Annotated in this window: 11 protein-coding genes and 1 pseudogene; 1 reads left to right on the top strand and 11 read right to left on the bottom strand. The window is 44.3% G+C overall.

What is annotated here, in order from left to right; all coding sequences use genetic code 11:
* Window positions 1-164 precede the first annotated feature (164 nt).
* The 4 genes and pseudogenes from QUB12_RS15360 to QUB12_RS15345 all read right to left on the bottom strand — a co-directional run bounded on the left by QUB12_RS15360 (window position 165) and on the right by QUB12_RS15345 (window position 2,480).
* Entirely contained in the window at window positions 165-749 is a 585-nt protein-coding gene (locus tag QUB12_RS15360) for a hypothetical protein (protein ID WP_333307418.1), read from the bottom strand.
* A gap of 50 nt (window positions 750-799) precedes the next feature.
* Window positions 800-1,213 (bottom strand): nuclear transport factor 2 family protein, encoded by a 414-nt coding sequence (locus tag QUB12_RS15355; RefSeq protein ID WP_333140194.1) that lies wholly within the window; start codon window positions 1,211-1,213, stop codon window positions 800-802.
* Window positions 1,214-1,289: 76 nt separating this feature from the next.
* A pseudogene (locus QUB12_RS15350) lies at window positions 1,290-1,781 on the bottom strand (Uma2 family endonuclease); the annotation flags it as partial.
* A gap of 315 nt (window positions 1,782-2,096) precedes the next feature.
* Window positions 2,097-2,480, bottom strand: coding sequence for a hypothetical protein (locus QUB12_RS15345; protein ID WP_445252005.1), 384 nt, complete (start codon window positions 2,478-2,480; stop codon window positions 2,097-2,099).
* Between the two features lie 112 nt (window positions 2,481-2,592).
* Between QUB12_RS15345 and QUB12_RS15340 the strand changes: the two genes are divergently transcribed.
* Window positions 2,593-3,171 carry a Uma2 family endonuclease gene (locus tag QUB12_RS15340; RefSeq protein WP_333140196.1) on the top strand — a complete coding sequence of 193 codons (579 nt, stop codon included), beginning with the start codon at window positions 2,593-2,595 and terminating at the stop codon, window positions 3,169-3,171.
* Between the two features lie 223 nt (window positions 3,172-3,394).
* Here QUB12_RS15340 and QUB12_RS15335 read toward each other — a convergent pair whose 3' ends face one another.
* The 7 genes from QUB12_RS15335 to QUB12_RS15305 form a co-directional block, all read right to left on the bottom strand.
* Window positions 3,395-4,213, bottom strand: a complete 819-nt coding sequence (locus QUB12_RS15335) for a hypothetical protein (protein WP_333307421.1) — start codon at window positions 4,211-4,213, stop codon at window positions 3,395-3,397.
* Window positions 4,214-4,629: 416 nt separating this feature from the next.
* Window positions 4,630-4,848 (bottom strand): type II toxin-antitoxin system HicA family toxin, encoded by a 219-nt coding sequence (locus QUB12_RS15330; RefSeq protein ID WP_333307415.1) that lies wholly within the window; start codon window positions 4,846-4,848, stop codon window positions 4,630-4,632.
* Window positions 4,848-5,093, bottom strand: a complete 246-nt coding sequence (locus QUB12_RS15325) for a type II toxin-antitoxin system HicB family antitoxin (protein WP_333139279.1) — start codon at window positions 5,091-5,093, stop codon at window positions 4,848-4,850. Before QUB12_RS15325 ends, QUB12_RS15330 begins: the two co-directional genes overlap by 1 nt.
* Before the next feature lie 121 nt (window positions 5,094-5,214).
* Window positions 5,215-5,589, bottom strand: coding sequence for a DUF433 domain-containing protein (locus tag QUB12_RS15320; protein ID WP_333140199.1), 375 nt, complete (start codon window positions 5,587-5,589; stop codon window positions 5,215-5,217).
* A 369-nt stretch (window positions 5,590-5,958) separates the two neighbouring features.
* Window positions 5,959-6,954 (bottom strand): AEC family transporter, encoded by a 996-nt coding sequence (locus QUB12_RS15315; RefSeq protein WP_333140201.1) that lies wholly within the window; start codon window positions 6,952-6,954, stop codon window positions 5,959-5,961.
* A gap of 374 nt (window positions 6,955-7,328) precedes the next feature.
* Entirely contained in the window at window positions 7,329-7,535 is a 207-nt protein-coding gene (locus QUB12_RS15310; RefSeq protein WP_015178896.1) for a hypothetical protein, read from the bottom strand.
* Window positions 7,536-7,606: 71 nt separating this feature from the next.
* The coding region (locus QUB12_RS15305; RefSeq protein WP_333307411.1) for a hypothetical protein at window positions 7,607-7,925 on the bottom strand (319 nt) is incomplete at its 5' end.

The raw sequence follows: 7,925 nt of genomic DNA, 5'->3' as shown, positions 1-7,925 counted from the left end.
GACCCCTACTCCCCGTGCCCGCCCTCTTGGCTAGGGGGGATCGGATTCTATGCAACCTCATAAAAAATTGGTATAAGGTGCGCGCCGCGCACCTTACTCCGATTACCCATTACTGCATCCAACATATCGCCTTTTGGTTGCGCCCCCACCCATCTCGATCGTGGTTAATGCTTGGGAAAATCGATTCCTGAAATTGATATTCCTTCCATCTTCTCCACATATCGTCCTTGAGCCGCTACACACTCTGCCATTTTTTGAGCTTGTATGGGTTGACTCCTTCGATCGGGCGAGATACCTCTATACTCCCATGTACCGCGAATGTCGCCAGAGAATGCTTTTCCATTGTTTTTTAATACTAGCTCTGTGCCAGTTGCATCAATATAGTATTTCCCATTTTCAACAGACACGCTGCTAATTGTGATAGATTCGACTCCTTTGTAGGGATTTGCAGGGCCATCAACGATCTTGATGCAGATTCTATTGTTTTGATGTGCAATCTCTCTACGGGAGTTATTGAACATTGTTCCTTGAGCGTAGTAAGCTCCTGTGGGTAGAATTGTAGACCCTTGTGGATTACTTTGAGCAGATGACAATGATGAGTTTGACAGAAGGAGAGAACTAACAATTAGTGTTTCGATCGCCAAAAATTTCATTTGCAACAAAACTCCATTAAAATTGTTTTTTAAGATTCTACACGATCGCAGATGCTCTATAAACTTCTCTAGAGTTCTTGCAAAAGTCAAATTCACCGCCCGCAAGTCCCCCCTTATTAATGCCTCTAACAACTCACCGATAAATCTTATCGAAACTTCCGTTCAGATTCTTGAATCGGAACATCATTAATGCTAGCTTCACGTCTTCGCATTAACCCATTTTCTGCAAATTCCCACTGTTCATTACCATAGGCGCGATACCAGTAGCCAGAATCATCGTGCCACTCATACTCAAATCGAACAGAAATCCGATTTTCTGTAAAACTCCACAGTTCTTTCTTTAAACGGTAATCTAGTTCCTTTCCCCATTTTCGTCTTAAAAAAGCCTTGATTTGTTCCCGTCCGCTGAAGAATTCGGCACGGTTTCGCCACTGAGAATCTTCCGTATAAGCTAAGGCTACTCGTTCTGGATCGCGGGTATTCCAGGCATCTTCAGCAGCTTGAACTTTGGCTTTAGCCGTTTCCAACGTAAAGGGCGGTAGAGGTGGTTTAGTTTCCATCAGCTTTGTTTTTTGTGATTATAAAAGATTAGGTGCGGGATGCTCGCGCTACAGAGATAGTTTTGGGACTTTGATATCAATCCTCAGCATCGGGATCGATTCCCATTGCTCGCAGTCGCTCCGCTAACTGGGTAACTTTTCGCTCTGCTTGTTCGGCTCTTTCTCGTTCTTTCTCGGTTCGAGCCCGCTCAATTTCAACTTGTTCGGAGCCAGTTAACAGCAAATTCCCCTGCGAATCCCACCACCGCAGCCAAAGCAGTTCTTGATTTTGATAGCTTCCCTGCCACAGTCCCAATTCTACATCTAGTACAGGAATCGGATAGTGACCGCGTTCGTTTGGCTCCATCCTTCGATACCCAAAATCTATCAGGTGATAGACTTCTAAATTGCCAGTTCTCATTTCATAAATACCGTAGTAAGGGATGCGGATAATTCTCTCGTACACCCAAAACTTACCGGGTTTAGTTGTTGTACCGTCGGCCGCCACAGAAAGCGGAGTACGTGAAGCGAAGCTATCCCGAAGGGAATCGCGCTCTTCCTCTCCATTACCGCTAGCAAATTCTAAAGCATTGACATACTCACCGACCTGAAGGTACGGTGATTCTTAAGCCTCGCGACTTAAGTTTCTGCTTCTTCGCAACTGCCTCCACCCTCAAAGAGTTTTGGTCTTATGTTCGCTCCACAGACTAACCCCGCAAGCCCTGCGGTTTTTACGTGTCGAATACCAAACGGAATTCTTCGTAGGTTTGATTCTAGGGTTAGACTTCCATTGCCCTATCCTATGCATCCCGGTCTACCGATTTTGCTTCGCCGCCAGCACCTCGGGCTGAACTTCGCTCGTATAGGCTGTTTGATCCATCGTCTCGGGTGGGTCGTTGACCAATTACATTCTAATATAAAGCCGTCCTAAAAGGACGGGGTTTCTACCCAAATTTGTGATGAACGGAGCCATGTGTTCCCGCCAAAGTACATAAGAACGGCGAAAACCATCGAGTGTTGCGGGTACATTCGGCACGTAAAACCAATCCGGTGCTTCTGCACCTCGCTCTGGCGGGTCAGTTTCTCGCCAGTAAATGCCGCAATCTTGCCCGATCGCATATTGTCCGTCTGGATGCAGTCGCTCTACAACAGGCCCGATCGAATCTGTCAAAATGATGCTCTGGGGATGCTCCTGAAAATTTTTCACAAATGTACCGTCTTCGTCTGGCAATTGGTTATGGTCGGGGAATGCAGGAGGCAGACCTGTAGCAGTTATTGTCTCATTCATAGCCGTTTCCGTGCAGTTATTGTTCATTGTACTGCGAAATTTTATAGCAATCTGATTTGAAACTTTAGCTAATATTCGCTAATATAAAAAAGCATCCTAAAAGGTAAGTCAGATGGTTGTCGCAATTTCTAAAGCAGGATTGGGTACAGGTGCGGCTTTCCTCTCAAACGTGACATGGGAGACTCTGGAAAAGTTGGATGCAGATTTGGCGGAAACTGGGGCGCATTTAACTTATTTGGATGGGTGTTTAGAAATTATGGCTCCTTTTTCTGAGGAACATGAAGAATCTAGAAACACTTTAGATCAGCTTTTAGAGATTTATATGCGGACGAAGAACATTCGTTTCTACGGGCGCGGCAGTACAACTATCGGGATGAAGGAGTTAGGTGCACGGAAGGAACCAGATGAGTCTTATTGTTTGGGTACGCGCAAGTCGGTTCCAGATTTGGCGATCGAAATAACAGTGACGAGTGGTGGAATTGATACGCTGGAAATCTATCGTCGGGTGGGAGTGCAGGAGGTTTGGTTTTGGGAGGATGGGGTAATTTCGGTTTATTGCTTGCGTCCAACGGGGTATGAATTGGTGAGTAAGAGCGAACCTTTGCCGGAGTTGGATTTGCGATCGATCGAGTTTTATTCGCGGATGGCGGATCAATATGATGCGGTGAATGCTTTTATGCGATCGATGTAGAAGTTGAGAAGTGCTACTATATAAACTGATTGATGCAGGTGAAGTTACAAGACACAATAAAGCCCCCTTAAGAAAACCAAACACAACAACTGCTGGCATTCAAACAAGCTTTTAATTATAAATTGATTTCTATAGGGAGTTTTTTCATTTTAGCTCCTATTTATTTCTCAAATAGAGACAAGATGAGTTTTCACATTTAGTAGATGACGAAAGAAAGGCGAGGCTATATGTATTTAATCGCTTGTTCTATTGTTGTTGCAGTTAAATTGTTTTGACTGTTATAAACAAACAAGTAATTTTTTTGGTTTCCTTGGACAAAAAATCCATTAGGCTCACGTGTTGAAGGAACAATTCGGATTTTACCTTGGAGAACCGTAGGAAGAAGGATTTCATCTTCTGTTCCAAAGTTTTTGATGCCATCTCCTATTAACCGCGAGTTTAAGTTGGCAGCAAATGAATCTGGATCTCCAGCAATGCCTACAAGTATACTGCTACCGGAGCCAGTCAAAGTATCAGATCCAGATTCTGAAGCAAGCTCGGAATTACGAGGGGCTGTGCGACCTACTCCTATTACTTCACTGCCATTAGAATAAGCAGCAACGCTATCTTGTCTTGGAATCACAGGGGTAGGGGTGGGAGTCGGAGCCGGAGCGGGTGTAGGAGTAGGCGTTGGGCTTGGTGTGGGAGTTGGAGTAGTTATAGCTTGAAGAACTCCGTTTTCGACAGAAAAGTTACCGATTAAAACATCTCCTTCTGCAGGATTGTAGTCTGGAAGTTGATCTCCTGCTTTGACATTGAAAGTATCGCTGCCATTACTCCCGTAAAGAATGTTGATACCTTCACCACCAAATATGAAATCGTCACCTTTGCCACCGTAGATGGTATCGTTACCTTCACCGCCGTAAATTGTATCGTTACCTTGATCGCCGCGGAGAAAATCATCTCCACCACCACCATACAAGATATCGTTATCTTTGCCAGCGTAAATGGTATCGTTACCACCATTGCCAGAAAGGGTATCGTTACCTTGGACACCAAAAATGATTCCAGATTATTGAATTGCGTCATTGCCGTTGGTTCCAACAATAGCGCCTTTGAACTCACCGTCTTGGATAATAGTCATTGTCGTTGTTTCCTTTTTTTGTAAAATGCCAAAACACCAACTTTTGGGTGAGTTTTTCTTGTACCTTGTTGGTTTAAATAAAACTTTTACCTAAAAAGTTATCCTAACGAGTTTTTATGCTTTTGTCAAGAAGTAAAACAAAGACATCTTTAGAATAGGTCTTTTAGTAGTAGGGTGCGTCACCTTGCCATTTTTCACCAAAACGATCGATTATCGCAGGTGACACACCTTACTTTTGTTGGTAATCAAATTGCGCTCGCCCCTCCCCTACCATCTCCAGTAGCAGAAGAAGCGCGATCGTTTTATTTAATATAATTGACAAAACCCTCTCAAGTTTAGAGGTTCTCCCAATCACTAATATCAACTTTAGCCTGTCGCAAAATCTTAGCTAAAAAGTTGGCACTGATATCACCTTGATGAGGATTGGGGATGGTAATGCGAAGGTTATCTTTCAACATGAACTGATGCCTTTTTCCCGAATAGGGGCCGTCAAATCCCAGTTGTTTTAGGTAATAAATTAAGTCTCGACGTTTGATTGGTTTTAAAGGGGGCATCAGGCGACTTCTTTAGTAATTGTCAGGTCGATATTATCAAGAACTGGTAAAGGAAGTTTCAGGGTGAGACCAAGTAAAATCCAGTCTTCCAATACCTCTTGCAATTCTTCTCGACAAGCTTCGAGACTTACAGCATTTGCATAGACTCCCTCACAGATAGGAATTTCTCCGTAGAAAGTCCCATCATCAGGGAAAATTTCATACTTAGCTTGCTTCATAGCAGCTTGGATGTATTTAGTTAACATATTAAAGCAATCTCCTTTAAGGTGACAAAACGAATTGGGATGATATCAAGCCAACCTTGATTAGCAATAGAGCCAAACAAAATTATGGCCTGTCCGTTGAGATTACGATCGATCAAAAAAATTATGCTTTAGCATCAAGTTTGGCCTTAGTCGCTCGAAGTTTTTCCCAAGCAGCTTCGGTTCCTGGTTTTGGTGGCATGGCGGCTATTCTGGCAATGAGATCGCGATTTTTTTCTTCATAATACAGCCGCAATTCTTCAGCTTCCTTAAGCACCATTTGATACTCAGCTTCAACATCAGCGCGATTTGCCTCAATATAAGCTAAAGCTGCGTTAATTTGTTCCTCTGTAAGGTCAAACAATCCCTTGATAAACTTAGGCGGATATTGAGCCGTCACATAGTCCATGATGTCGTAGATGGTGATGCGCGTACCTGCGATCGACAGTCCTCTTTCTGTACGGATGATAGCTGTTTGTTCGTCGGATATGCTTGTCATGCCATAACCTCCTCGAAGTTATTTCTATATTATAATAATTATCAAAAACCTTGCAACAATCATTAGTTTTTGGTTTGTTTCCTGTTTTAGTAACACGATCCAAAATCCAAGAAACCGGGTTTCTGCGATAATTACGCATCTTTACCGAGATTTTGAAAAGAAACCCGGTTTCTGACTCCCCACAGACTCCAAGAAACCGGGTTTCTGCGATAATTTACGCATCCTTACCGAGATTTTGAGAAGAAACCCGGTTTCTAACTCCCACGCGCCCCAAAATCCAAGAAACCGGGTTTCTGCGATCGTCTTGGAATTCTCACGCCCGATTTAGTGAAGAAACCCGGTTTCTAACTCCCACGCGATCGCCCAACTTCAACTAAACCCAGCTAACCACAGCGGAAGCATCAACAGCAAACCGACAGAAGTGATGGCGATGCTACTAGCTAACAAATCGCGATCGAGCTCGTAGACTTCTGCTAAAATCAGCACCGAAAGAGCTGTGGGCGTTCCCGACATCAACACCAACACGAACCTCGGATCGCCGCTCAATCCGAAATAACTAGCACCCAATCCGATTAGCACCGGCACAATTACCACTTTTAACAGTGACGGGATTAACGCCAGTTCAAAACTTTCCCATTTCTTAATAGACCTCAGCCGGATGCCAACCAGCACCAAAGCACTGGCAATTACCACCCAAACAGCAGTCTGCAATCCCGATTCCACTGTTTCGGGCAGGGGGATGTTTCTAGTATAAAAACCAATTAAAAAAGCCCACAGGGCGGGAACTGTCAGCACGTCCCGGATCTGAGTCCACCAGTGTTTTTTTTGCTCGGAGTTCCCGAAATAGCTAGCAATAAATACACCGAAACAATAAGTTCCAATAACGTTGTTAGTGACGCTGTACAAGACAGCCCAGTTGTTGTTATCGGTGCTGATGATAGACGGGGTGATTGCTAATCCCACAAAGCCCGTATTCCCTAACATCGCAGCTAGGAGAAAACTGCCTTGGCTCGATCGCTTCAGGGAATTAAAATTTAATAAGAATAAATTAACCAGAGAATTTTTGCCCTGAAAATAGGGCTTTTGGATGTGGGCCGCACTCAGCCTACGCAATAATACCCAAGTCAGCCAAGCACAACTCGTACTCAGAAATAACACGAATATGGCGATCGCCGGCGTGAATCCCACAGCACCCGAAAAATCGCTCTGACGGGCTAAAACTAGAATTTGCAGCGGTATCCCAATCCAGAAAAGAAAGTGGCTCAGCAGCTTGGGAAAATCAACTGGGATGTACCGAAACAGCAGCAGTCCTAAGCCCGTCCAGATAACTAGAGGCGTATAAGCGTGAAATAAGGTTTCAATCATAAAAATTTAACTAGACAATTGGAAATGCCTCTATCTATTAATAGTAATGCTAAAATCCGTTTAAGAAATGCGAATTGTCGTTAGCGGAGCCCTCGAAGGGGATCGCACTTGCACGCTTTTTCGTCCTAGCGTGTTCGCAGCACTGCTGGCCCGAAAATTTCCGCCCAAATTCCCGCACCTTCCAGGGCACAATCCTCAGACTGGCTGCCCCAAATGCTTGCAGCTTTTTGCCTTCTGTTTCAGAAAACTTCTGTTAATTTGACCAATGTGCGATCGAGTTATCTTGCCTTGGACGAACAGACGTGCAACGTTTTCCAGCCGCTTCGATCGAACGGAAACAGGGGGAGACTAAAGCTGCTAATGACTTGCACTCATTAATTCAATTTCAAAGCATTAACAGGCACCTCATCCCAAGAACTAACAGTCCGCAAGGTAGCAACCCAGCCCTGCTGTTTTTGCTCTGCCGTCAAATTCTGCTCAAAAGATTCGTGGCAATCCTTCGCTTGAGTCTCATCGCAACAAGCAATGCAAGAATAAAGAATACCCGACGGATCGATTTGCTCGTTTACCCAAATAATCACGATCTACTCTCCCAATTAACTTAACTCTTATCTAAATTTTCCTATATTTTTGTCAATTAAGTAGGTAGGTATTAATTAACCTGAGTGCGGCATTTTAGCTTAACAGGCAAGATGCCTGTTCCACACACAACAGGCAAGATGCCTGTTCCACACACAACAGGCAAGATGCTTGTTCCACACACAACAGGCAAGATGCTTGTTCCACACACAGGCAAGATGCCTGTTCCACACGCAGGCAAGATGCCTGTTCCACACACAGGCAAGATGCCTGTGCCACATACAGGCAAGATGCCTGTGCCACATACAGGCAAGATGCCTGTTCCATACACAGGCAAGATGCCTTTTCCATACACAGGCAAGATGCCTGTTCCATACACAGGCAAGATGCCT

It is taken from the genome of Microcoleus sp. B7-D4, assembly GCF_036705125.1.
Classification (GTDB): Bacteria; Cyanobacteriota; Cyanobacteriia; order Cyanobacteriales; family Microcoleaceae; genus Microcoleus.
This window is presented reverse-complemented; position numbering and strand designations above follow the sequence as displayed.

Bases quoted from the DNA above. Each gene is read 5' to 3' on its own strand.
- QUB12_RS15340 (WP_333140196.1), top strand. From the start codon at position 2,593: ATGGTTGTCGCAATTTCTAAAGCAGGATTGGGTACAGGTGCGGCTTTC.
- QUB12_RS15315 (WP_333140201.1), bottom strand. From the start codon at position 6,954: ATGATTGAAACCTTATTTCACGCTTATACGCCTCTAGTTATCTGGACG.
- QUB12_RS15325 (WP_333139279.1), bottom strand. From the start codon at position 5,093: ATGTTAACTAAATACATCCAAGCTGCTATGAAGCAAGCTAAGTATGAA.
- QUB12_RS15355 (WP_333140194.1), bottom strand. From the start codon at position 1,213: ATGGAAACTAAACCACCTCTACCGCCCTTTACGTTGGAAACGGCTAAA.
- QUB12_RS15320 (WP_333140199.1), bottom strand. From the start codon at position 5,589: ATGACAAGCATATCCGACGAACAAACAGCTATCATCCGTACAGAAAGA.
- QUB12_RS15330 (WP_333307415.1), bottom strand. From the start codon at position 4,848: ATGCCCCCTTTAAAACCAATCAAACGTCGAGACTTAATTTATTACCTA.
- QUB12_RS15345 (WP_445252005.1), bottom strand. From the start codon at position 2,480: ATGAATGAGACAATAACTGCTACAGGTCTGCCTCCTGCATTCCCCGAC.